Origin of the sequence: Streptomyces sp. NPDC088097, from assembly GCF_044741845.1 — a bacterium.
Lineage (GTDB): Bacteria > Actinomycetota > Actinomycetes > Streptomycetales > Streptomycetaceae > Streptomyces.
In genome coordinates, this window is sequence record NZ_JBIUTJ010000009.1 from 81,810 (window position 1) to 104,459 (window position 22,650).

Below are 22,650 nucleotides of genomic sequence, written 5' to 3' on the forward strand. Positions count from 1 at the left end.
CTCCGAGCGAACAGTTCGGGAAGCGGGATGGCGTTGTCCTACCTGCGCGTTAGGGTCCATGAATACGAGGGCACGGGAGTACCCGAAGCCGGAGGGCATCGCCCCGCCGGTAGGTCCGCGCCCCAGAACGAGACGCTGAGACGGCATGTGGCCGTCGGAGACGAGCAGGTGGATACGTGACGAATCTGAAGCCTTACGCCGCGGGTGAGCCGTCCATCGGTGGCGGCCTCGGCGACCATGTCTACAACCGGCTGCTCGGCGAGCGCATCATCTTCCTCGGCCAGCAGGTCGACGACGACATCGCGAACAAGATCACCGCACAGCTCCTCCTCCTGGCTGCCGAGCCGGAGAAGGACATCTTCCTGTACATCAACAGCCCCGGCGGCTCGGTGACGGCAGGCATGGCGGTCTACGACACCATGCAGTACATCCCGAACGACGTCGTCACCATCGGCATGGGAATGGCGGCCTCCATGGGCCAGTTCCTGCTCACCGGTGGCGCCAAGGGCAAGCGCTTCGCCCTGCCGAACACCGACATCCTGATGCACCAGGGTTCCGCCGGCATCGGTGGCACCGCGTCCGACATCAAGATCCAGGCCCAGTACCTGCTCCGGACGAAGCAGCGCATGGCCGAGATCACGGCGCACCACTCGGGCCAGACTGTCGAGGCGATCATCCGCGACGGTGACCGCGACCGCTGGTTCACCTCCGAGGAGGCCAAGGAGTACGGCCTCATCGACGAGATCATCTCGGCCGCGTCCAACGTTCCGGGCGGCGGCGGCACCGGGGCGTGATCCCCGGCACCACCCGTCAGTACCCGGCAACCGACAGCCCGCAGAACGCCACCAGGACGGTGAACACCTCGATGTACATGAACAACCTCTCTCCCGCGAGCGGCCTCCACACCGGCCCGCAGGTGGACAACCGCTACGTCATCCCGCGCTTCGTCGAGCGCACCTCGCAGGGCGTGCGCGAGTACGACCCGTACGCGAAGCTCTTCGAGGAGCGCATCATCTTCCTCGGCGTGCAGATCGACGACGCCTCCGCCAACGACGTTATGGCGCAGCTGCTGTGCCTGGAGTCGATGGACCCGGACCGCGACATCTCGATCTACATCAACAGCCCCGGTGGCTCGTTCACCGCGCTGACGGCGATCTACGACACGATGCAGTTCGTGAAGCCGGACGTCTCGACGGTCTGCATGGGCCAGGCGGCCTCCGCCGCCGCGGTCCTGCTCGCCGCCGGTACCCCCGGCAAGCGTCTGGCCCTGCCGAACGCCCGCGTGCTGATCCACCAGCCGTCCGGCGGCACCGGCCGCGAGCAGCTCTCCGACCTGGAGATCGCGGCCAACGAGATCCTGCGCATGCGTGACCAGCTGGAGAACATGCTGGCCAAGCACTCGACGACGCCGATCGAGAAGATCCGCGACGACATCGAGCGCGACAAGATCCTCACTGCCGAGGACGCGCTCGCGTACGGCCTGATCGACCAGGTCGTCTCCACCCGAAAGATGAACGCGGTCTGATCCTTGCCGCCAGTTGACGTGGGGCCGTCGCCGCAATGGGCGATGTGAACCACGTCAGGGGGCCCCGCACGGGGCCCCCGGCAAGGTACCGTCGGATATGAGGCACCAGGAGTCGCTGAACCAGGCGTCTCCCAGGCGAAGGGGAAGCACCTCGTGGCACGCATCGGTGACGGCGGCGACCTGCTCAAGTGCTCGTTCTGCGGAAAGAGCCAGAAGCAGGTGAAGAAGCTCATCGCAGGACCCGGTGTGTACATCTGCGACGAGTGCATCGACCTCTGCAACGAGATCATCGAAGAGGAACTCGCGGAGACCTCCGAGGTCCGGTGGGAGGAACTCCCCAAGCCCCGTGAGATCTACGAGTTCCTGGAGAGCTACGTCGTCGGCCAGGAGCCGGCCAAGAAGGCGCTCTCCGTGGCGGTCTACAACCACTACAAGCGGGTCCAGGCCGGTGAGAACGGCGGCGCGCAGGGCCGCGACGACGCGATCGAACTCGCGAAGTCCAACATCCTGCTGCTCGGTCCGACCGGCTCCGGCAAGACCCTGCTCGCGCAGACCCTCGCCCGCATGCTGAACGTCCCGTTCGCCATCGCCGACGCGACGGCGCTGACGGAGGCCGGGTACGTCGGCGAGGACGTCGAGAACATCCTGCTGAAGCTGATCCAGGCGGCGGACTACGACGTCAAGAAGGCCGAGACCGGGATCATCTACATCGACGAGATCGACAAGGTCGCCCGCAAGAGCGAGAACCCGTCGATCACGCGCGACGTCAGCGGCGAGGGCGTGCAGCAGGCCCTGCTGAAGATCCTGGAAGGCACGACGGCCTCGGTGCCGCCGCAGGGTGGACGCAAGCACCCGCACCAGGAGTTCATCCAGATCGACACGACGAACGTGCTCTTCATCGTGGGCGGTGCCTTCTCCGGCCTGGAGAAGATCATCGAGGCGCGCGCGGGTGCCAAGGGCATCGGCTTCGCCGCCACGATCCGCTCGAAGCGGGAGATCGAGGAGAGCAACCAGTTCCAGGAGGTCATGCCGGAGGACCTGGTGAAGTTCGGGATGATCCCCGAGTTCATCGGTCGCCTCCCCGTCCTGACCTCCGTGCACAACCTGGACCGCGAGGCCCTGCTCCAGATCCTGATCGAGCCGCGCAACGCTCTGGTGAAGCAGTACCAGCGCCTCTTCGAACTCGACGGTGTGGAGCTGGACTTCGAGCGCGAGGCCCTCGAAGCCATCGCCGACCAGGCGATCCTCCGCCAGACCGGCGCGCGCGGGCTGCGCGCCATCATGGAAGAGGTCCTGATGTCGGTGATGTACGAGGTCCCGTCCCGCAAGGACGTGGCGCGCGTGGTCATCACCTCGGACGTGGTCCGCTCCAACGTCAACCCGACGCTGGTTCCCCGGATCGTCCCGAAGGACCAGGGCCCGCACGAGAAGTCGGCGTAGCCGCAGGGAAGTACACGCGAAGGGGGCGCCCCGGCCGACCGGCCGGGGCGCCCCCTTCGCGTGTGCGCGGACCGCGCGGCTACTTCTTGACGCGGGCGGTCTTGTAGAGCTTCGCGGCCAGATCGGCGGTCTGCTCCAGGGTGTAGCCGGGCTTCCCGGAGAGCAGGGAGGCCACGTCCGTGGCGGAGACCAAGCTCACGGTGCTGTAGTCGCCCCAGACGCAGATCGGGACGGTCGCCTCCTTGGGGCCCTTGGCGCTCGGGTCCTTCGCGACGGCCTTGATCTCCTGGCACTTGAGCACGGCGCCCTCGAAGCCGGCCGGGCTCATCTCCTTGGGACTGCCGACGAGGTCGACCTGCGTCTTGGGGTCCTTGGCGATGTTGGCCTTGGCGGCGGCGAATTGGGCGTCCACCGACTTCTCCGGGTCCGCGACCTCGCCGTACAGCCCGTCGAACTTGAGGCCCTTGGTCGACAGCGGGTTGCTCGGGTCGCCGGCGAGGTAGTCCATCCCGACCTCGGTGGCGTTCTTGACGCCGCCGGCCGTCGCCTTCGCGCGGGCCTCGGCGGTCATCTCCGTCACCTTGTACTTCGGGTCCTTCTTGAACTCGCCGACCGTCTCCGGGGCGACCAGCTTGTAGCCCTTGGTGGCGTCGGCGATCGAGCCGGAGGAGCCGCCGAGGAAGTACCAGCCGGCGCCGCCGAGTACGGCCACCGCGACGATCGCGCCGATGATCGGGACGGCCTTGGACTTCTTCGGGGGCTGCTGAGGAGGCATGCCGCCGGAGTACGCGGGCTGCGGCTGCTGCTGCGGGTAGCCGTACGCGGGCTGCTGCTGCGTGGGCTGGGCGTAGCCCGGCTGCGGCTGCTGCGGGTACCCGGGCTGCTGCGGGGGCTGCGCGGGGTACCCGGGCTGCTGCTGCGGGTAGCCCGGCTGCGGGGGCTGCTGCTGCGGGTAGCCGTAGCCCGGCTGAGGCGCGGGCTGTCCGTAGGGCCCCGGCTGCGGCGGCTGCTGCCCGTAGGGTCCCGGCTGCTGCGGCTGCTGCCCGTACGGGCCTGGCTGGTTGTGACTCATCCCGCGTCCCCCTGTGAGGTGTGCTTATCTGCTCCTCACATCCTGGCGGAAGGCGAGCCCGGTCGGGGCATCGGGGTCCCAGGCGTTACCGAACCACGACGCCGTCGCGACCGGGGGCGGCGGGACGGAGCCCGTGCGGGAACGGATTCGTGGCGGGGGCGGCGCCCCCCGTATCCTGTGCCCCGTGACCGAGAACACGCAGACACCCAGCGTCCCCACCTCCGAACTGCCGACCCAGTACGCGCCGGCCGAGGTAGAGGGGAAGCTCTACGAGCGCTGGGTAGAGCGCGGTTACTTCGAGGCCGACGCGAAGAGCGACAAGCCCGCGTACACCGTCGTCATTCCGCCGCCGAACGTCACGGGCAGCCTGCACCTGGGCCACGCCTTCGAGCACACGCTGATCGACGCCCTCACGCGCCGCAAGCGCATGCAGGGCCACGAGACCCTCTGGCAGCCGGGCATGGACCACGCCGGCATCGCGACGCAGAACGTCGTCGAGCGCGAGCTGGCCAAGGAGGGCAAGTCCCGTCACGACCTGGGCCGTGAGGCGTTCGTCGAGCGCGTCTGGCAGTGGAAGGACGAGTCAGGCGGCCAGATCTCCGGCCAGATGCGCCGCCTCGGCGACGGCGTCGACTGGTCGCGCGAGCGGTTCACCATGGACGAGGGCCTGTCCGAGGCCGTCCAGACCATCTTCAAGAAGCTCTTCGACGACGAGCTGATCTACCGCGCCGAGCGCATCATCAACTGGTGCCCGCGCTGTCTGACCGCGATCTCCGACATCGAGGTCGAGTACCAGGACGACGACGGCGAACTGGTCTCCATCCGTTACGGCGAGGGTGACGCCTCCATCGTCGTCGCGACGACCCGCGCCGAGACGATGCTCGGCGACACGGCCGTCGCCGTCCACCCCGAGGACGAGCGCTACAAGCACCTCGTCGGCACCGAGATCGAGCTGCCGCTGACCGGCCGCCGCATCCCGGTCGTCGCCGACGAGCACGTCGACCCCGCCTTCGGCACCGGCGCCGTCAAGGTGACGCCGGCGCACGACCCGAACGACTTCGAGATCGGCCGCCGCCACGGCCTGGCCAACCTCGCGGTCATGGACGAGCACGCCGTCATCACCGTCCACGGCCCCTTCCAGGGTCTGGACCGGCTGGAGGCCCGCTCGGCGATCGTCGGCGCGCTGCGCGCCGAGGGACGCATCGTCGCCGAGAAGCGTCCGTACTCCCACTCCGTGGGCCACTGCTCGCGCTGCAAGACCACCGTCGAGCCGCGTCTGTCGATGCAGTGGTGGGTCAAGGTCGGTCCGCTCGCGCAGGCCGCCGGTGACGCGGTCCGCGACGGCCGGGTCAAGATCCACCCGCAGGAGATGGAGAAGCGCTACTTCGACTGGGTCGACAACCTCCACGACTGGTGCATCTCGCGCCAGCTGTGGTGGGGCCACCGCATCCCGGTCTGGTACGGCCCCGAGGGCGAGATCGTCTGCGTCGGTCCGGACGAGCAGCCGCCGACGGGCGAGGGCTGGACCCAGGACACGGACGTCCTGGACACCTGGTTCTCCTCGGGCCTGTGGCCCTTCTCCACCCTCGGCTGGCCGCGGCAGACCGAGAGCCTGGCGAAGTTCTACCCGAACTCCGTCCTCGTCACGGGCTACGACATCCTGTTCTTCTGGGTCGCCCGGATGATGATGTTCGGCCTGTACGCGATGGACGGCACCCCGCCGTTCGGCACCATCGCCCTGCACGGCATGGTCCGCGACGAGCGCGGCAAGAAGATGTCGAAGTCCTTCGGCAACGCGGTCAACCCGCTGGACTGGATGGACAAGTACGGCTCCGACGCCGTCCGTTTCACCCTGGCCCGCGGCGCCAACCCGGGCATCGACGTCCCCATCGGCGAGGACTGGGTCCAGGCCTCCAGCAAGTTCGCCAACAAGATCTGGAACGCCACGCGCTTCGCGCTGATGAACGGCGCCACGATCGAGGGCGACCTGCCGCCGGTCGAGGAGCTGTCGGCGACCGACCGCTGGATCCTCTCGCGCCTCAACAAGACCGTGGCCGAGGTCGACGCGTACTACGAGGACTACCAGTTCTCGAAGCTGTCGGACTCCCTCTACCACTTCGCGTGGGACGAGGTCTTCGACTGGTACGTCGAGCTGTCGAAGACGACCTTCTTCGCGGGCGGCGCGCCGGCCAAGGCCTCCGCCCGGGTCCTGGGCGAGGTCCTCGACGTGATGCTGCGGCTGCTGCACCCGGTGGTTCCCTTCGTCACCGAGACCCTGTGGACCACGCTCACCGGTGGCGAGTCCCTCGTGATCGCCGACTGGCCGAAGGACAGCGGCTTCCGCGACGCGGCCGCCGAGGCCGAGATCGAGGGCGTCCAGACCCTGGTCCGGGAGGTCCGCCGGTTCCGCAAGGAGCAGGGCCTCGACGACAAGCAGAAGGTTCCGGCCCGCCTGGACCTGTCCGCGACCACGCTGGCCGCGCACGAGGCCGCCATCCGACAGGTGCTGCGGCTCCAGCCGGAGGCGGAGGACTTCAGCGCCACCGCGACCCTCCCGGTCGGCGGAGGCACCGTCGCGCTCGACCTGTCGGGCACCATCGACATCCCGGCGGAGCGCAAGCGGCTGAGCAAGGACCTGGCGGCCGCCGAGAAGGAGAAGCAGCAGGCCGAGGCGAAGCTCGGGAACGAGGCCTTCCTGGCCAAGGCGCCCGACAACGTCGTGGACAAGATCAAGGCGCGGCTGAGCAAGGCCGAGGCCGACATCACCCGGATCCAGGCCCAGCTGGACGAGCTGCCCGCCGCGTAGCCCCCACGCGGGTCCGTTCGCGCAAAGGCCCCCCACCGCCGTCGGGCGGTGGGGGGCCTTTGCGCGTGCTCAGAACAGCCGGGCGCCGAACCGCTGCAGGACCAGTACGGCCACCGTCGCGTACAGGGTCACCGGCACCAGCCAGTGCGGCAGGTCCCGCAGCGGGGAACCCGGGCGCGACAGGTGGCGGGTGACGTACCAGAACAGCGGGATCATCACCGCCCAGACGGCCGTGCACCACGGGCACAGGGCGCCGATCACGTACAGGCACTGGATGATCAGCCACACCGTGAAGGCGAAGCCCGCCGCGAGCCCCGCCCACAGCGCCTGCCACAGCCGGCGCGGGAACACCGCTCCGCAGACCAGCGCGAGGCCGAGGGCGGTGAGGGCGCCGAAGCCGGCGAGGCCGAGCAGCATGTTGGGGAAGCCCAGGAGGTTGCCCTGCCAGGTGGTCATGACGTCGCCGCAGCTCAGTACCGCGTTGATGTCGCAGCCCGGTGTGAAGAGGGGGTCCTCCAGGGTCCGGAGGCGGTCGTAGGTGAGGACACCGGAGGCGAGGGTGCCGATCGCCCCGCCGACGAGGAGGAGCAGCCCGGTGCGGTACCCGGCGGGCCGGCCTTGCCCCGTGCGGTGGTTCTCGGTGGTCATTTCCCCGACGCTACGGGGGGCAGCGCGGGCGCCGGCAGGGTGGAAGGTCGCGGTCACACAGGGCCGTTCGGCCCTTTCGGGAGTATCCGTAGTGCCGTATATCACTTCATATGTCCTGTCGGCTGAACCGATCCCGAGTGCCGACGACGGATGATGGAGGGCATGCACGTCAAGCCCGCCCTCTCGGCGTACCACCGGGCCGTGGCCGCCTGTCGGCGCCTCACCGAGAGTTGGGCCGCCTCGCCCCGGGCACTGGACGTCCTCACGGCGTTGAGCTGCCTGGCCCTGATGGCCCTGGACCTGCCGGGCCTGGCCGCCGAGGACAACTCCCTGAACGGGCTGTCGGCCGCCGCCGTGCTCACCGCCGGCTGCTCCACCCTGCTGGTCCGGCGCCGGATGCCCTGGGTCGCTTACCTGACGGCCCTGCTGTTCATCGGGTGGCTGCACGAGCTGACGCTGATCCAGTTCGCCCTGTACTCCGTCGGCCGCTACCGGGGGCGGCGGGCCGGGATCCTGGCCACCCTCGGCTACGTCGCCTTCGCGCTCGGCGTGTTCAGCGTCCCCGGCTGGCCCGAGCCGAGGGTCGAGACGCTCAGCTCGTTCCTGAGCCTGGTGGTTCCCATCGGGGTGTTGGCCTCGGGGGTCGGGATCGCCGCCTACCGGCACGACCTGGTGCGCGAGCTGGAGGCCCGACGGGCGGAGTCGGCGGTCCAGGGCGCCGTCCAGGAGGAGCGCACCTCCGTCGCCCGTGACGTCCACGACTTCGTCGGGCGGGAGCTGACCCTGCTCACGGTGCGCTCCGAGGTGCTGTCGATGCGGGCGCGCGAGACGGCGTACGCGAAGGACTTCGAGGAACTGGCCGACACCGCGCGCCGGGCCCACCTGGTGCTCAACGAGATCATCGTGCAGCGCGGGGAGCGGACCCCGACCCCGGGGGTGGAGGGCCTCTCGACGCTGGCCGAGGAGAGCGGTCGGGCCGGTTCGCCCGTCCGGTTGGTCATGGACCCCGAGGCGCGGGACCTGTCGCCGCTGCGGCAGGCAGCCGTCTACCGGGTGGTCCAGGAGTGCCTGACGAACGCCGCCAAGCACGCGCCCGGTACGGCCATCGACGTGTCCGTCGCCGCCGTGGGGCCCCAGCTGCGGATCGCCGTCAGCAACTGCCTCCCCGACCGGGTCCTGGACCGGGCCCCCGTCTCGGCGGGCTCGGGCACGGCGAGCATGGCGGAACGGGTCCGCAGCCTGGGGGGCACGCTGAGGGCCACCCGGACCGAGGACGCGTACGTGGTCATCGCGAAGCTGCCGCGTTCGTAGGGACCCGGTGGGCCGCCCGGCCCCGGGGGTCAGGCCTTGGCGGCGGCCAAGAGGCTGTTGAGGGTGTCGAGGTCCTCGACGCAGCGGCCCGAGCCGAGGGCCACGCAGTCCAGGGGGGCGTCCGCGACGAACACCGGGATGCCGGTGGCCGAGGCCATGCGCAGGTCCAGGCCGGGCAGGAGGGCGCCGCCGCCGGTCAGGACGATGCCGTGTTCCATGACGTCGCCGGACAGCTCGGGCGGGCACTCCTCCAGGGTGGTGCGGACGGCGGCGATGATCGCCTCGATCGGCTCGTCGAGGGCGGCCCGGACGTCCAGGGCCGTCAGCTCCAGGGTCTTGGGCATGCCGCCGACCTTCTCGCGCCCGCGCACGGTGAAGGTGCGGGTCTCCAGCTCCGGCCGCTCCGGGACGGGCCAGGCCGAGCCGATGCCGACCTTGACGTCCTCGGCGGTGCGTTCGCCGATGAGCAGGGCGTGCTCCTTGCGCACGTAGTCCGTGATCGCGCCGTCGAGCCGGTCGCCGCCGACCCGCAGGGACTGCGAGGTGACGATCCCGCCGAGGGAGATGACGGCGACCTCCGAGGTGCCGCCGCCGATGTCGACGACCATCGAGCCGCGCGCCTCGGCCACCGGGAGGCCGGCGCCGATCGCGGCCGCCATCGGCTCCTCGATCAGGTGCACGCTCTTGGCGCCGGCCCGGGTGGAGGCCTGGACGATGGCCCGCCGCTCGACCGGAGTCACCCCGGAGGGAACGCAGATGACCATGCGGGCGCGGGGTCGGCGCCCCGGTACGGCCTTGCGGACGAAGTGCCGGATCATCTCCTCGGCGGCCTCGTAGTCGCAGATCACCCCGCCCTTGAGGGGACGGATCGCGGTGATGGAGCCGGGGGTGCGGCCGATGGTCTCCTTCGCCTCGGTGCCGACGGCGAGGGCGGTGGTGGTGCCGGCCTTGACGGCGACCACGGACGGCTCATTGAGGACGATTCCGTGGCCCCGGGCGTACACGAGGGTGTTGGCGGTCCCCAGGTCCATTGCTATGTCGCGGCTGGAAGCTGTCTTGTTGGCGCTGGCCTGCGGCATTTGTTCCCCAATCTCTGTCCGCAAGGCTTGCATAACGATCCGGTCGCTTTCGTCGCCGAAGGTCCCGAAACGGCCGGGCCGAAAGTCCTCCGGGTCCTCGTCCGTAGACTGGGGGCGTGAGTGAGCAGCAGCCCGAGGGCCCCGACCGCGACCGCGACGCCACCGTCGACGAGTTCGACCAGATCGTGGCGGAACAAACCGACCGCGACCCCGACCTGGCGGTGATCGAGGCCGGCAGTCGGACCCTGCGCGCGCAGGCCGGAGCGCCCGCCGGTGACCCGGTGCCCACCCGCCCCGAGGATCCGGAGGTGGCCAAGGCCCTGCTGGAGGTGGAGCAGGAGCTCGCCGGCCGTTGGGGCGAGACCAAGCTGGAGCCGTCCGTCAGCCGGATCGCCGCGCTGATGGACGTACTGGGCGAGCCGCAGCGCGCCTACCCGACGATCCACATCACCGGCACCAACGGCAAGACCAGCACGGCCCGGATGATCGAGGCCCTGCTGAACGCCTTCGACCTGCGCACCGGCCGCTACACGAGCCCGCACGTGCAGTCGGTGACCGAGCGGATCAGCCTGGACGGGGCGCCGATCAGCGCCGAGCGCTTCGTCGAGGCGTACCACGACATCAAGCCGTACGTGGAGATGGTCGACGCCTCCGAGGAGTACCGGCTGTCCTTCTTCGAGGTGCTGACGGGCATGGCGTACGCGGCCTTCGCGGACGCGCCCGTCGACGCGGCGGTGATCGAGGTCGGCATGGGCGGCACCTGGGACGCCACCAACGTGATCGACGCCTCCGTCGCGGTGATCACCCCCATCAGCCTGGACCACACCGACCGGCTCGGCTCCACGCCCGGTGAGATCGCCCAGGAGAAGGGCGGCATCGTCAAGCAGGGCGCCACCGTCATCCTGGCGCAGCAGCCGGTGGACGCGGCGCAGGTGCTGCTGAAGAAGGCCGTCGAGGTCGACGCGACCGTGGCCCGCGAGGGCATGGAGTTCGGCGTCGTCTCCCGCGAAGTGGCGGTCGGCGGCCAGATGCTGACCCTGCGCGGGGTGGGCGGCGAGTACGACGGCATCTTCCTGCCGCTGTACGGGGCCCACATGGCGAACAACGCGGCCGTGGCGCTGGCCGCGGTCGAGGCCTTCTTCGGCGTGGGCGCGGAGCACGCGCGGGAGCTGGACTCGGAGACGGTGCGCCGGGCCTTCGCCTCGGTGACCTCGCCGGGCCGCATGGAGGTCGTGCGCCGCAGCCCGACGGTGGTCCTGGACGCCGCGCACAATCCCGCCGGGGCCCGGGTCACGGCGGAGGCGGTCACCGAGGCCTTCGGCTTCAGTCGGCTGATCGGCGTGGTGGCGGCGAGCGAGGGCAAGGACGTCAGGGGGGTGCTGGAGGCCTTCGAGCCGATCTTCGCGGAGGTCGTCGTCACGGAGAACACCAGCCACCGGGCGCTCGGCGCCGACGACCTGGCGGCCGTGGCGGTCGAGGTCTTCGGCAGCGAGCGGGTTCAAGTTGAGCCGCGGCTGGACGACGCCCTGGAGGCGGCGATCACCCTGGCGGAGGAAGAGGCCGAATACGGAGGGGCCGGGGTCCTGGTGACCGGTTCCGTGATCACGGTGGGCGAGGCCCGCCTGCTGTTCAAGAGGGGCTGAGGGATCGATGCGCACGCTCTGCGCGAGCACGCTGATCGGTGAATTCTTCATCGTCGGCTTCGCGGGCCTGGTGGCCATGAAGGACCCGGACCTGACCCAGGCCCAGGTGTGGACCGTCTGCGGCGTCACCATGCTGCTGTCGGTGCTGTTGTGCGGGATGTTGTCGCGCCCCGGCGCGGTGCAGCTCGGCTGGGCGCTCCAGGTCGGTCTGATCGCGAGCGGTTTCGTGGTTCCGACGATGTTCTTCCTGGGCGCGGTCTTCGCCGGCCTGTGGTGGTGCTCGGTGCACTACGGCCGCAGGATCGACACCATCAAGGCGCGCTGGGCCGAGCAGAACGAGGCGCCCGCTCCTGACGCTGCGTGACGGGTCACCGTAACGGCCCTGTAGATTCGCCCTACCGCACCCGTATGCCGCAAGGAGTTTTCACATGACCCAGCGCACGCTCGTCCTGCTGAAGCCGGACGCCGTCAGGCGGGGCCTGATCGGTGAGATCATCGGCCGCATCGAGCGGAAGGCCGGCTGGACCGTTTCCGCGCTGGAACTGCGCACGCTGGACCAGGAAACCCTGGAGGCGCACTACGGCGAGCACAAGGGCAAGCCCTTCTACGAGCCCCTCGTGGGCTTCATGTCGAGCGGTCCGATCGTCGCCCTGGTCGTCGAAGGGGAACGCGTGATCGAGGGTGTCCGCCAGTTGGCCGGACCCACCGACCCGATCGCCGCGGCGCCCGGTTCCATCCGCGGGGACTTCGGGACGATCACCCGGGAGAACCTGATCCACGCCTCGGATTCCGAGGAGTCGGCGGAGCGCGAACTGAAGCTGTTCTTCCCCGCGCTCTGACCTCGTCCGGCTCACGCCGATCACTCCTTACTGACGAGACATCAGCCAAATAGCGCTCATGACCTGGGGCGACCGAAGTAATTTCGGTCGCCCTTCGGTATTTCCGGCGCCGGCCGGGAACGCATGGCCAGGACTCGACGTCACCACTCAAGGGGGCGGGTATCCGTTCCGGCGGATTGCCGGAGTCCCGTCGCGCGGTGTTCGTACTTGCGGCACTACGATGGGGCCTCCACCCACACACCCACCTCGCCGACCTGACAGCAGCCGCTATCAACTGGAAGGCCAGACGCTCCTCATGGGGAACAAGGGGAACAACATGTCGTTCATCGGCCGTGACATGGCGATCGACCTCGGGACCGCCAACACGCTGGTGTACGTGAGGGGCCGGGGAATCGTCCTGAACGAGCCGTCCGTGGTCGCCATCAACACGAACACCGGTGGCATCCTGGCGGTCGGCTCCGAGGCGAAGAAGATGATCGGCCGGACGCCGGGCAACATCGTCGCCGTCAGGCCCCTCAAGGACGGCGTGATCGCCGACTTCGAGATCACCGAGCGTATGCTCCGGTACTTCATCCTCAAGATCCACAAGCGCCGGTACCTGGCCCGTCCGCGCGTCGTCGTCTGCGTGCCCTCCGGCATCACCGGGGTCGAGCGACGCGCCGTCATCGAGGCGTCCACGCAGGCCGGCGCCCGCCAGGTGCACATCATCGAGGAGCCCATGGCCGCCGCCATCGGCGCGGGCCTGCCCGTCCACGAGGCCACCGGCAACATGGTCGTGGACATCGGCGGCGGCACCACCGAGGTTGCCGTCATCTCGCTCGGCGGAATCGTCACGGCACAGTCCATCAGGGTCGCCGGCGACGAGTTGGACAACGCGATCATCCAGCACATCAAGAAGGAGTACTCGCTCCTCCTCGGTGAGCGGACCGCCGAACAGATCAAGATCACCATCGGGTCGGCGTACGACCTCGACAAGGACGAGCACACCGAGATCCGCGGTCGCGACCTGGTCTCGGGCCTGCCCAAGACCGTGGTCATCTCCGCCGCCGAGGTGCGCAAGGCCATCGAGGAGCCGGTCAACGCCATCGTCGACGCCGTCAAGACCACCCTCGACAAGTGCCCGCCGGAGCTCTCCGGCGACATCATGGACCGCGGGATCGTCCTCACCGGCGGCGGCGCCCTGCTGCGCGGCCTGGACGAGCGGCTGCGCCGGGAGACCGGCATGCCGATCCACATCGCCGAGGACCCCCTCGACTCCGTGGCCCTCGGTTCCGGCAAGTGCGTCGAGGAGTTCGAGGCCCTCCAGCAGGTGCTGGACGCGCAGCCCCGGCGGTGAGCGGAACCCGGTGACGGGCCAAGCGGAACACAAGGATCCGCCGTACGGGTGCTACCGCGCCGGTGCGGCGGATCGTTGATATACAGGCACAGTCCGGTTCGGAACCCCGGCTCCTTCGGAGCGGCTCCGACCGCACGAGCTTCTACGAGGAAGGCACGCCGCCGCACGTGAGGGACACACGAGAGAGCCGGCTGCTCCTGGTGCTGCTGATCGCCATCGCGTTCGCATTGATCACGGTGGACATCAGAGCCGGCGAGGAGTCACCGGTCGACGGCGCTCGACAGGCCGCCGCAGCGGTCTTCGGCCCGGTCGAGGAGGGCATGGCGACCGCGGTGGACCCGGTCGCCAACGCCATAGGGGCCGTACGCGACTCCGGTGAGCGCCACAACCGGATCGCGACGCTGGAGCGCGAGAACACCGCGCTCAAGGCCAAGCTGGGCAGCGACGACCAGACCCGCAGCCGGATCCGCGAGCTGGACGACATGCTCAAGCGCGCCGGAGCCGGCCAGTACGGGATCAAGGGCGCCGAGGTCATCGCCATAGGAGCGGCCCAGGGCTTCTCCTGGACCGTCACCATCGACGCGGGCAGCAAGGACGGCATCCAGCGGGACATGACCGTCCTCAACGGGGACGGACTCGTCGGCCGGGTCGCCACCGTCGGCCCCGACACCGCCACCGTGGTCCTCGCCAACGACCCCGACTTCACGGTCGGCACCCGCCTGGAGAAGACCGGCGAACTGGGCTTCGCCACCGGCCAGGGCGACCGCGCCCTCTCCGTCCAGATGCTCAACGGCAAGGCCAAGATCAACCCGGGCGACCGGCTCGTGACCTTCGGCTCCCGCGGCAACAAGCCCTTCGTGCCGGGCGTCCCCATCGGCGAGGTGGTCAAGGTCGACCCCTCGCGCGGCGACCTGACCCGCACCGTGTGGGTCCGCCCGTTCGTCGGCTTCTCCCGCCTGGACATCGTCGGCGTCGTGGTCATGCCCCCGCGCGAGGACCCCCGCGACGCCGTACTGCCGCCCAAGCCCGAGGGCCCCAAGCCCATCCCGACGGTCACGGTCACGGTCACCCCGTCCGCGTCCGCCGGTGTTCCGGTCAAGCCGGCCGACGAGTAGGAGCCGACCACCATGCGCTTCAACCGGATCCTGCTCGCGGGCACCCTCGTCGTGGTCGCCCTCGTCGTCCAGGTCACCGTCCTCGGCCGGCTCCAGCTGCCGGGGGCCGTCCCCGACCTGGTGCTGCTGACCGTCGTCGCCCTGGCCCTGGTCTACGGGCACGTCAGCGGAGCCCTCATCGGCTTCGCCGCCGGACTGCTCACCGACCTGGCCCCGCCCGCCGACCACGCCGCCGGGCGCTACGCGCTCGTGCTGTGCCTGATCGGCTATCTGGTGGGCCTCGTCCGCCCCGACAACGGCCGCTTCCGCTCCGCCTGGGGCCCGATGCTCACCGTCGTCGCCGCCGCGATCGGCTCCACCCTGCTCTACGCCGGCGTGGGCGCCCTGGTCGGGGACACCGCCGCACGGCACGTCGGACTGGTCGGGCTGGTGTTCACCGCCACCCTCTACGACCTGCTGTTGGCCCCCTTCACGGTGCCGTTCATCATGGCCCTGGCCCGGCGCGCCGAGAACGACCCGATGGCCGTCGAAGCCGGCGGCGGTCCGCCCCAGGGCACCGACGTGTCCTCCGGCTGGCTGGCCGGCGGCACGGGACTGCGCATCGGCAGCCAGCGCGGGGGTCTGCGGCTGAAGACGGCGCGCGGCCGCGCCAACCGGGCCGGGCGCATAAAGGGCGTCAAGGGCGTGAAGAGCGTCAAGAAGCTGTGACGGGGGAGCGGTAGTGACCAACATTCCGGAGACCGGCCGCACCCCTCGGGTGCAGATCCGGCTCGTCATCCTCCAGGTACTGGTGTTCTCCCTGCTGCTCACCCTGGGCGGCAGGCTCTGGTACCTGCAGATCCGCAACGGCCAGGAGTACGCGGACGAGGCCAAGAACAACCACGTCCAACAGGTCGTCCAACCCGCCGTGCGCGGCTCCGTCCTGGACGCGCGCGGGGTGCCGCTCGCCGACAACGAGACCCGTCTGGTCGTCTCCGCCAGCCGCACCGAGCTGATGAAGATAAAGGACAAGGGCAAAGGCGTACTGACCCGGCTCGCCGAGGTCCTCGACCTGAAGCCGCAGGACGTCATGGACAAGGTCCGTCTCTGCGACTCCAAGACCCCGCAGCCCTGCTGGAACGGTTCCCCCTACCAGCCGATCCCGGTGACCCTGGAGGCCACCACCCAGCAGGCCCTCCAGATCCGCGAACGCCCCGAGGACTTCCCCGGCATCACCGCCGAACCCACCGCCGTACGCCGCTACCCGGCCCCCGGCGGCGCCAACACCGGCCAGGTCCTCGGCTACCTCTCGCCCGTCACCGACGACGAGATCGTCAAGGCCAAGAACACCAACTCGCCGTTCCTGCGCTCCGACCAGGTCGGCCGCTTCGGCCTGGAGCGCACCTACGACAAGGAACTGCGCGGCAAGTCCGGTGTCACCCGCTACGAGGTGGACAACCTCGGCCGGGTCATCGGCGAGGCCGCCAACGACCCCGCGATCCCCGGCGCCAACCTCGTCACCAGCATCGACGCCCGCGTCCAGGCCGTCACCGAGTACGAGCTGAACGCCGCCATGGTCGAGGCGCGCAAGCAGAACGACCGCAACACCGGCGTCAACTACAAGGCCGACGCCGGCGCCGTGGTCGTCCTGGAGTCCAAGACCGGCCGCGTCGTCGCCATGGCCTCCAACCCGAGCTACGACCCCAACGTGTGGGTCGGCGGGATCTCCGGCAAGGACTACGCCAAGCTCACCGCCAAGGATTCCAACGTCCCGCTGATGAACCGGGCCATCCAGGGCCAGGCCGCCCCGGGCTCCATCTTCAAGGTCATCCCGACCACCGCCGCCGTCAACGCCGGGTACAAGTTCGACGGGGACTACGCCTGCCCCAGCTCGTACTCCATCGGCGGCCAGGTCTTCAAGAACTTCGAGTCCCAGGGCCACGGCAACATCACCCTCGGCCAGGCGCTGGAGGTCTCCTGCGACACCGTCTTCTACGCCCTGGCCCACCAGCAGTGGCAGAAGGACGGCGCCCTCAAGCCCATCACGCACCCCGCGGACATCTTCTACAAGACCGCCCACGAGTTCGGCCTCGGCGCCGAGACCCAGGTGGACCTCCCGGGCGAGGAGAAGGGCCGCGTCCCCGACCGCCAGTGGAAGCAGCGGTTCTGGGCGGCCAACAAGGACCAGTGGTGCAAGACCGGCAAGAAGGGCGGCACCTACATCGAGCTGCTGTCCTACGAGAACTGCCTCGAAGGCAACCTCATGCGCGCCGGTGACTCCGTCAACTACTCCATCGGCCAGGGCGACACGCTCGTCACCCCCATCCAGATGGCCACCATCTACGCCGCCATCGCCAACGGCGGCACGATGTGGAACCCGACCATCGGCAAGGCGATCATCAGCGCCGACGGCAAGAAGGTCGAGGAGATCAAGCCGCAGGCCCACGGCAAGCTGCCCATGACCTCCAAGACCCGCGATCAGATCGACGGGGCGCTGGAGGGCGTCGCCACCCGGGGCACCGCCGCCTGGCGCTTCGGCGGATGGCCGCAGAAGGAGATCCCGATGCACGCCAAGACCGGCACCGCCGAGGTCTACGGCAAGCAGACGACCTCCTGGTTCGCCACGTACACCGAGGACTACACGATCGTGATGACGATCTCCCAGGGCGGCACCGGCTCCGGGGCCTCCGGTCCCGCCGTCCGCAACATCTACAACGCCATCTACGGGCTCGACATGGCCGGCAAGCAGGACCCCAAGAAGGCACTCCTGCTCAAGCCCGAGGCCAAGCTGCCGACCGTCCAGCCCGACGGCTCCATCGACTCCCCGGAGATCCGGCCCTACGTGCCGCCGTCCCCCGAGGACTCGACCCCGCCCGCCCTCGCCGGACCCCCGGCCCCGCCCGCCACCCGGCAGGACTGAGGCCCCGATGCAGACCGCGAACAAGTTCTCCGTCCCCCGCTACGCGCCCGAGCAGCGCGGCGCCGTCGCCAGGCTCACCGCGCGGGACTCCGTCCTGCGCCGGCTCGACTGGCCGATACTGCTGTCCGCCCTGGCGCTGTCCTTCATCGGCTCGCTCCTGGTGTGGTCGGCCACCCGCAACCGCACCACCCTGAACAACGGGGACCCGTACTACTTCCTCTTCCGGCACGCCATGAACACCGGCATCGGCCTCGTGCTGATGATCGGCACGATCTGGCTCGGCCACCGCACCCTGCGCGGAGCCGTACCGGTCCTCTACGGGCTCTCGCTCGTCCTGATCCTCGCCGTCCTCACCCCGCTCGGCGCCACCATCAACGGCGCCCACGCGTGGATCGTGATCGGCGGCGGGTTCTCCCTCCAGCCCTCCGAGTTCGTGAAGATCACGATCATCCTGGGCATGGCCATGCTGCTCTCCGCCCGGGTGGACGCGGGCGACCTCGCCCACCCCGACCACCGCACCGTCGTCAAGGCCCTGTGCCTGGCCGCCGCCCCCATGGGCATCGTCATGCTGATGCCCGACCTCGGCTCCGTCATGGTCATGGTCATCATCGTGCTCGGCATCCTGCTGGCGTCCGGCGCCTCCAACCGCTGGGTCGTCGGCCTGCTCGGCTCCGGAGCCGCCGGCGCCATCCTGATCTGGCAGCTCGGCGTCCTCGACGAGTACCAGATCAACCGCTTCGCGGCCTTCGCCAACCCGGAACTCGACCCCGCCGGCGTCGGCTACAACACCAACCAGGCACGCATTGCCATCGGCTCCGGCGGACTCACCGGCGAGGGCCTCTTCAAGGGCTCCCAGACCACCGGCCAGTTCGTCCCCGAACAGCAGACCGACTTCGTCTTCACCGTCGCGGGCGAGGAGCTCGGCTTCCTGGGCGCCGGACTGATCCTCGTCCTCCTCGGCATCATCCTCTGGCGGGCCTGCGTCATCGCCCGCGAGACCACCGAGCTGTACGGCACCGTCGTGTGCGCCGGGATCATCGCCTGGTTCGCCTTCCAGGCCTTCGAGAACATCGGCATGACCCTCGGCATCATGCCCGTGGCCGGACTGCCCCTGCCCTTCGTCTCCTACGGAGGGTCCTCGATGTTCGCCGTCTGGGTGGCCGTCGGGCTGCTCCAGTCCATCCGCGTGCAACGACCCCTGTCGGCCTGACCGGGGCGGGGGCGGCTTCGCGCCGGTCACCGGCGGGTGACCTCCCACCGCCCGGACTTCGGGGCTAGATTCGGTTCATGGCGGACACCAAGCGCGAGATCGAGCGGAAATTCGAGTTCACGCCGTCCCGGGGGAAGCGCGCGCTTCCCGAGGGCGAGGGTGGGAGCGAGAGCAGCCGGAGCGAGGGCAAGGGCAAGGGCAAGGCCGGGGGCAAGGCCGCCCGGCGGCGCCCACGACTGCCCGACCTGACCGGGACGGCGGAGATCGCCGCCGTCCGCGACGAGGGCACCATCCTGCTCGACGCCGTCTACTACGACACGCCCGACCGGCGACTCGCCGCCGACGGGCTCACCCTGCGCCGCCGCACCGGCGGCGAGGACGCCGGCTGGCACCTCAAACTGCCCGTCTCACCCGGCGTCCGGGACGAGGTCCACGCCCCCCTCTCCGACACCGTGCCCGAGGAACTGGCCGCCCTGCTGCGCTCCCGCGTCCGGGACGAGCCGCTCCGGCCCCAGGTCCGGCTGCTCTCCTCCCGCGAGCTGGTCCACCTGCTCGACGCCGACGGCTCGCTCCTCGCCGAGCTGTCCACCGACACCGTCCTCGCCGAGCGTGGAGCCGAGAGCGCCGACTGGACCGAAGTGGAGGTCGAACTGGCGGACGGGACGGACCCCGCCCTGTTGGACGCCGTCGAGGACACGTTCGGCAAGGCCGGACTCCGGGTCTCCGACGCCCCGTCGAAGCTGGCGCGGGCCCTCGCCGAGACCGGCGCCGCGCCTCCCGCTCCGGCCGACCCGGAGCCGGCCGACGGGTCGGCGGGCGCGCACGTCCTCGCGTACCTGCGCGCCCAGTACGACGCCCTCGTCGCCCACGACCCGGCCGTCCGCCGCGACCTGCCGGACGCCGTCCACCAGATGCGGGTGGCCACCCGGCGGTTGCGGAGCGCCTTCAAGAGCCACCGCAAGGTCTTGGACCGCGAGGTCACCGACCCGCTCGGCGACGGGTTGCGCCGACTGGCGGCCGAACTCGGCGTCGACCGCGATCAGGAGGTGCTCGCCGAACGGCTGCGCGCGAGCCTCGGCGAGGTCCCCGCCACCCTGCGGCTCGGCCCGGTCGCCGACCGGCTGCTGATCTGGGACACCGAGCGCCGCCACGCCAGCCGGCTCCAGGCCCTGGCCGCGCTCGACAGCGACTGGTACGCGGGACTCCTGGACGGCATCGCGGCCGTGCTGGCTGACCCGCCGCTGCGCAAGGCCGCCGCCCGGCCCGCCGAGAGCGTCCTGCCCCACACGGTCCTGCACGACTTCGAGCGGCTCGCGGGCCGCGTCGAGACGGCCCTGGCCATGGACCCCGGCCCGGAACGGGACCGCGCCCTGCACGGCGCCCGCAAGGCCGCCAAGCGCGCCCGCTACACGGCCGAGGCCGCCCGGCCGGCCCTCGGCAGGGCGGCGAAGCGACTGTCCAAGGCCGCCAAGTCCGTACAGAGCCCGCTCGGCGACCACCAGGACAGCGTGGTCGCCCGCGAGGCACTGTTCGGCCTCGCCGTCCAGGCCGGCGGCGCGGGCGAGGCGACCTTCACCTGGGGCCTCCTGTACGCCCGGGAGGAGGCCTTCGCCGAGCGCGTCGAACGAGACCTCCCGGCCGTGTGGGCCAAGGCCTGCGACCCGCGATGGCGAGACGCCCTCAAGTGATCGTGTGGGCAGGGGCGAGCGGGCCCGGGGGTACGCTTGAGAGTCGTCCCCTGCCCGCTTCACGAAAGTCGCGTGATGTCCGAGTCGGTCTTCCCACAGCTCGAAGCTCTGCTCCCGCATGTGCAGAAGCCCATCCAGTACGTCGGTGGTGAGCTCAACTCCACCGTGAAGCCGTGGGAGAGCGCGGACGTCCGTTGGGCGCTCATGTACCCGGACGCCTACGAGGTCGGACTGCCCAACCAGGGCGTCATGATCCTCTACGAGGTGCTGAACGAGCGCGAGGGAGTCCTCGCCGAGCGCACCTACTCGGTCTGGCCCGACCTCGAAGAACTGATGCGCGAGCACAAGGTGCCGCAGTTCACGGTCGACAGCCACCGCCCCGTGGGCGACTTCGACGTGTTCGGCCTGTCCTTCTCCACGGAGCTGGGCTACACCAACATGCTCACGGCGCTGGATCTCGCGGGCATCCCGCTGGAGGCCCGCAACCGTACGGTCGACCACCCCATCGTCCTCGCGGGCGGCCACGCGGCCTTCAACCCCGAGCCGATCGCCGAGTTCATCGACTGCGCCGTCATCGGCGACGGCGAGCAGGCCGTCCTCGACATGACCGAGATCATCCGCGCCTGGAAGGCCGAAGGCCGACCGGGCGGACGCGAAGAGGTCCTGCTGCGCCTGGCCAAGACCGGCGGGGTCTACGTACCGGGCTTCTACGACGTCGAGTACCTGGAGGACGGCCGCATCGGCCGCGTCGTCCCCAACCGTTCGGGCGTGCCGTGGCGGGTGTCCAAGCACACCGTCATGGACCTCGACGAGTGGCCCTACCCGAAGCAGCCCCTGGTCCCGCTCGCCGAGACGGTCCACGAGCGCATGTCCGTGGAGATCTTCCGCGGCTGTACCCGCGGCTGCCGCTTCTGCCAGGCCGGCATGATCACGCGCCCCGTACGGGAGCGAAGCATCACCGGCATCGGCGAGATGGTGGAGAAGGGCCTCAAGGCGACGGGCTTCGAGGAGGTCGGCCTCCTCTCGCTGTCCTCCGCCGACCACTCCGAGATCGCGGACATCGCCAAGGGCCTCGCGGACCGCTACGCGGACGACAAGGTGGGCCTGTCCCTGCCCTCGACCCGCGTGGACGCCTTCAACGTGGACCTGGCCAACGAGCTGACCCGCAACGGTCGCCGCTCCGGCCTGACCTTCGCCCCCGAGGGCGGCTCCGAGCGCATGCGCAAGGTCATCAACAAGATGGTCTCGGAAGAGGACCTGATCCGCACGGTCTCCACGGCGTACGGCAACGGCTGGCGCCAGGTGAAGCTGTACTTCATGGTCGGCCTGCCGACCGAGACCGACGAGGACGTCCTCCAGATCGGCGACATGGCGGTCAACGTCATCGCCAAGGGCCGCGAGGTCTCCGGCCAGAACGACATCCGCTGCACGGTGTCGATCGGCGGGTTCGTACCCAAGCCCCACACCCCCTTCCAGTGGGCGCCGCAGCTGTCGGCCGAGGAGACGGACGCCCGCCTCGGCAAGCTCCGCGACAAGCTCCGCGGGGACAAGAAGTACGGCCGCTCCATCGGCTTCCGCTACCACGACGGCAAGCCGGGCGTCGTGGAGGGCCTGCTCTCGCGCGGCGACCGCCGCGTCGGCGACGTCATCCGCGCCGTCTACGAGTCGGGCGGTCGCTTCGACGGCTGGCGCGAGCACTTCTCGTACGACCGCTGGATGCGGGCGGCGGAGAAGGCCCTGCCCGCGCACGGCGTGGACGTGGCCTGGTACACCACCCGCGAGCGCACCTACGAGGAGGTCCTGCCCTGGGACCACCTCGACTCGGGCCTCGACAAGGACTGGCTGTGGGAGGACTGGCAGGACGCCCTCGACGAGACCGAGGTCGAGGACTGCCGCTGGACCCCCTGCTTCGACTGCGGCGTGTGCCCCCAGATGGACACGAGCATCCAGATCGGACCGACGGGCCAGAAGCTGCTGCCGCTGTCCGTCGTGAAGTGACCCGCGGAGCGACCCGTGGAGGGACGCGCGCGGTGAGCGTC

Annotated in this window: 18 protein-coding genes; 15 read left to right on the forward strand and 3 right to left on the reverse strand. The window is 70.0% G+C overall.

Annotation, left to right across the window (positions count from 1 at the left end; translation table 11 throughout):
- Positions 1 to 176: 176 nt before the first annotated feature.
- From ACIOD1_RS23970 to clpX, 3 genes are all read left to right on the forward strand, one after another.
- Positions 177 to 794, forward strand: coding sequence for an ATP-dependent Clp protease proteolytic subunit (locus tag ACIOD1_RS23970; protein ID WP_365614743.1), 618 nt, complete (start codon positions 177 to 179; stop codon positions 792 to 794).
- 77 nt (positions 795 to 871) lie between these two features.
- Positions 872 to 1,525: an ATP-dependent Clp protease proteolytic subunit gene (locus ACIOD1_RS23975; RefSeq protein ID WP_365615050.1), complete on the forward strand. Its 654-nt coding sequence runs from the start codon at positions 872 to 874 to the stop codon at positions 1,523 to 1,525.
- A 153-nt stretch (positions 1,526 to 1,678) separates the two neighbouring features.
- A complete protein-coding gene (clpX, locus tag ACIOD1_RS23980; protein WP_365614740.1) occupies positions 1,679 to 2,965 on the forward strand; it encodes an ATP-dependent Clp protease ATP-binding subunit ClpX in 1,287 nt (428 codons plus the stop codon).
- Positions 2,966 to 3,044: 79 nt separating this feature from the next.
- Here the strand turns inward: clpX and ACIOD1_RS23985 are convergent, their stop codons facing one another.
- Complete coding sequence (locus ACIOD1_RS23985) at positions 3,045 to 4,037, reverse strand: hypothetical protein (RefSeq protein ID WP_401904507.1); 993 nt, start codon at positions 4,035 to 4,037, stop codon at positions 3,045 to 3,047.
- A gap of 184 nt (positions 4,038 to 4,221) precedes the next feature.
- Here ACIOD1_RS23985 and ACIOD1_RS23990 point away from each other — a divergent pair, with 184 nt between their 5' ends.
- Positions 4,222 to 6,843: a valine--tRNA ligase gene (locus ACIOD1_RS23990; protein WP_401904509.1), complete on the forward strand. Its 2,622-nt coding sequence runs from the start codon at positions 4,222 to 4,224 to the stop codon at positions 6,841 to 6,843.
- Positions 6,844 to 6,912: 69 nt separating this feature from the next.
- On the opposite strand, the gene ACIOD1_RS23995 is transcribed toward ACIOD1_RS23990, so the two are convergent.
- Positions 6,913 to 7,491: a vitamin K epoxide reductase family protein gene (locus ACIOD1_RS23995; RefSeq protein WP_401904512.1), complete on the reverse strand. Its 579-nt coding sequence runs from the start codon at positions 7,489 to 7,491 to the stop codon at positions 6,913 to 6,915.
- A 162-nt stretch (positions 7,492 to 7,653) separates the two neighbouring features.
- Here ACIOD1_RS23995 and ACIOD1_RS24000 point away from each other — a divergent pair, with 162 nt between their 5' ends.
- The gene (locus ACIOD1_RS24000) at positions 7,654 to 8,802 is read left to right on the forward strand and encodes a histidine kinase (protein ID WP_365614728.1); all 1,149 of its coding nucleotides are present in this window, start codon (positions 7,654 to 7,656) and stop codon (positions 8,800 to 8,802) included.
- A gap of 29 nt (positions 8,803 to 8,831) precedes the next feature.
- Here the strand turns inward: ACIOD1_RS24000 and ACIOD1_RS24005 are convergent, their stop codons facing one another.
- Entirely contained in the window at positions 8,832 to 9,881 is a 1,050-nt protein-coding gene (locus ACIOD1_RS24005) for a rod shape-determining protein (RefSeq protein ID WP_365614725.1), read from the reverse strand.
- A gap of 116 nt (positions 9,882 to 9,997) precedes the next feature.
- On the opposite strand from ACIOD1_RS24005, the gene ACIOD1_RS24010 reads away from it, so the two are divergent.
- The 10 genes from ACIOD1_RS24010 to ACIOD1_RS24055 all read left to right on the forward strand — a co-directional run bounded on the left by ACIOD1_RS24010 (position 9,998) and on the right by ACIOD1_RS24055 (position 22,609).
- Positions 9,998 to 11,524, forward strand: a complete 1,527-nt coding sequence (locus ACIOD1_RS24010; RefSeq protein WP_365614722.1) for a folylpolyglutamate synthase/dihydrofolate synthase family protein — start codon at positions 9,998 to 10,000, stop codon at positions 11,522 to 11,524.
- Between the two features lie 7 nt (positions 11,525 to 11,531).
- The gene (locus ACIOD1_RS24015; protein WP_365614719.1) at positions 11,532 to 11,888 is read left to right on the forward strand and encodes a DUF4233 domain-containing protein; all 357 of its coding nucleotides are present in this window, start codon (positions 11,532 to 11,534) and stop codon (positions 11,886 to 11,888) included.
- Positions 11,889 to 11,952: 64 nt separating this feature from the next.
- Positions 11,953 to 12,363: a nucleoside-diphosphate kinase gene (gene ndk / locus ACIOD1_RS24020; protein WP_365614716.1), complete on the forward strand. Its 411-nt coding sequence runs from the start codon at positions 11,953 to 11,955 to the stop codon at positions 12,361 to 12,363.
- Positions 12,364 to 12,679: 316 nt separating this feature from the next.
- Complete coding sequence (locus ACIOD1_RS24025; RefSeq protein ID WP_069923827.1) at positions 12,680 to 13,699, forward strand: rod shape-determining protein; 1,020 nt, start codon at positions 12,680 to 12,682, stop codon at positions 13,697 to 13,699.
- Between the two features lie 167 nt (positions 13,700 to 13,866).
- Positions 13,867 to 14,814 carry a rod shape-determining protein MreC gene (gene mreC, locus ACIOD1_RS24030; protein WP_365614712.1) on the forward strand — a complete coding sequence of 316 codons (948 nt, stop codon included), beginning with the start codon at positions 13,867 to 13,869 and terminating at the stop codon, positions 14,812 to 14,814.
- Between the two features lie 12 nt (positions 14,815 to 14,826).
- Positions 14,827 to 15,522: a rod shape-determining protein MreD gene (gene mreD, locus ACIOD1_RS24035; RefSeq protein ID WP_401904518.1), complete on the forward strand. Its 696-nt coding sequence runs from the start codon at positions 14,827 to 14,829 to the stop codon at positions 15,520 to 15,522.
- Positions 15,523 to 15,535: 13 nt separating this feature from the next.
- On the forward strand, positions 15,536 to 17,713 hold the full coding sequence (mrdA, locus tag ACIOD1_RS24040; RefSeq protein WP_401904520.1) for a penicillin-binding protein 2: 2,178 nt from the start codon (positions 15,536 to 15,538) through the stop codon (positions 17,711 to 17,713).
- Positions 17,714 to 17,720: 7 nt separating this feature from the next.
- On the forward strand, positions 17,721 to 18,923 hold the full coding sequence (gene rodA, locus ACIOD1_RS24045; protein WP_365614703.1) for a rod shape-determining protein RodA: 1,203 nt from the start codon (positions 17,721 to 17,723) through the stop codon (positions 18,921 to 18,923).
- A 77-nt stretch (positions 18,924 to 19,000) separates the two neighbouring features.
- Complete coding sequence (locus ACIOD1_RS24050; RefSeq protein WP_365614701.1) at positions 19,001 to 20,611, forward strand: CYTH and CHAD domain-containing protein; 1,611 nt, start codon at positions 19,001 to 19,003, stop codon at positions 20,609 to 20,611.
- A 72-nt stretch (positions 20,612 to 20,683) separates the two neighbouring features.
- Positions 20,684 to 22,609 carry a TIGR03960 family B12-binding radical SAM protein gene (locus ACIOD1_RS24055; RefSeq protein WP_365614698.1) on the forward strand — a complete coding sequence of 642 codons (1,926 nt, stop codon included), beginning with the start codon at positions 20,684 to 20,686 and terminating at the stop codon, positions 22,607 to 22,609.
- Positions 22,610 to 22,650 lie beyond the last annotated feature (41 nt).